This is a genomic window from Mycobacterium sp. E2462 (genome assembly GCF_001672685.1).
In the GTDB taxonomy this organism is placed as follows: Bacteria; Actinomycetota; Actinomycetes; order Mycobacteriales; family Mycobacteriaceae; genus Mycobacterium.
The window spans coordinates 1-1627 of record NZ_LZKC01000464.1 but is presented as its reverse complement, the minus strand read 5'-3'; the positions used below and the strand labels follow the sequence as shown (position 1 = coordinate 1627).

Below are 1627 nucleotides of genomic sequence, written 5' to 3'. Positions count from 1 at the left end.
CGAGTCGTCGACGCCCACCCGCTCGACGCCGAGCACCTCGGCGTACACCCCGGCCAGGAGCTCCTCGGTGGGGGTCTGCGGGGCGCGGTAGTCGGCGACCGCGTACTCCGGGGCCGGCAGCGCGCGGACGTCGAGCTTGCCGTTGGACGTCAGCGGCAGCGCGTCCAGCGCCACCACCGCGGCGGGCACCATGTAGGCGGGCAGCCGGTCGGCGAGGGCGGTCCGCACCGCGCCTTGATCGGCGGTTCCGGTGATGTAACCGACGAGGCGCTTGACGCCGGCCTGGTCCTCGCGCGCGACGACGGCGGCCTGCTGCACGCCGTCCAGCGCGGCGAGCGCGGCCTGCACGTCGCCCAGCTCGATGCGGTAGCCGCGGATCTTGACCTGCTCGTCGGCGCGGCCCAGGTATTCCAGCTCGCCGCCGGAGTTCCAGCGCACCAGGTCCCCGGTGCGGTACATGCGCGTCCCGGCCCCGCCGAAGGGGCAGGCGACAAACCGCGCCGCCGTCAGCGCGGCCCGGCCGAGGTAGCCGACCCCGACGCCGGCGCCGGCCACGTACAGCTCGCCGATCACGCCGGGCGGCACGGGGTTCAGCGCCTCGTCGAGCACGAACAGCGCCGCGCCGGGCACCGGCGCGCCGATCGGCACGGGCCCGATCGTCCCGGCCCGCAGCGGCGCGCTGATCGCCACGCACATCGTCGTCTCGGTGGGGCCGTAGGCGTTGACCATCACCCGCCCGGGCGCCCAGCGCTCGACGACCTCGGCCGAGCACGCCTCCCCGACCGTGACCAGGGCCACCGACTCCAGCCCCTCGGGCTCGAGCATGGCGATGGCGGACGGGGTTTGGGTCAGCACGCTGACGCGCTGGGCGACCAGCAGCGCGTGGAAGTCCTTGGGCGACCGCGTCACCGGCTCGGGCACCACCACCAGGCGGCCGCCGGCCAGCAGCGGCGCGAAGATCTCCCACACCGACACGTCGAAGGCCAACGAGTGGCTGTGCGACCACACCCCCGCGCGAGGCAGGCCCGCGTCCAGCGCCGCCAGCAGCTGCGTGGCGTTGCGATGGGTGATGCCAACGCCTTTCGGGACGCCGGTGGTGCCGGAGGTGTAGATCAGGTATGCCACGCCGTCGGCGCCGGGCACCGGCAGCGCCGTGCCGGGCTGGGTGTGCACGACGGGGTCGTTGACGTCGATCACCGGCAGGTCGTGGCCGGCCAGCCGGCCGGCGAGTTCGGCGGTGCTCAGCGCGACCAGTGGGGCGGCGTCGGCGAGCATGAACGCGATGCGCTCGGCCGGCAGGCCCGGGTCGATCGGCAGGTAGGCCGCGCCGGTCTTGAGCACACCCAGGATGGCCGCGACGGCCTCCGCCGACCGCGTGAACACGACGGCCACCACCCCGCCCGGGGCCGCGCCCGCGGCCGCCAGCAGGTGCGCGAGCCGGTTCGACGCCTCGTCCAGCTCCCGATAGGTCAGCGCCAGGCCGTCGCAGACCACCGCCACCGCCTCCGGCGCGCGGGCCACCTGCTCGGCGAACACCGCCGGGATGGACTGCGGCGCCGGCGCCGGCGCGGCCAGCACGGCCCGGTTGCCCAGGGCGTCGAGGCGCGCGCGCTCGCCGGCGTCGAGC

At 75.8% G+C, this 1627-nt stretch carries 1 protein-coding gene; it reads right to left on the bottom strand.

The window, feature by feature from the left end; translation table 11 throughout:
• Positions 1-1627, bottom strand: a 1627-nt coding sequence (locus A5714_RS23860) for an amino acid adenylation domain-containing protein (protein ID WP_156747475.1), incomplete at both ends; no start/stop codon positions are given.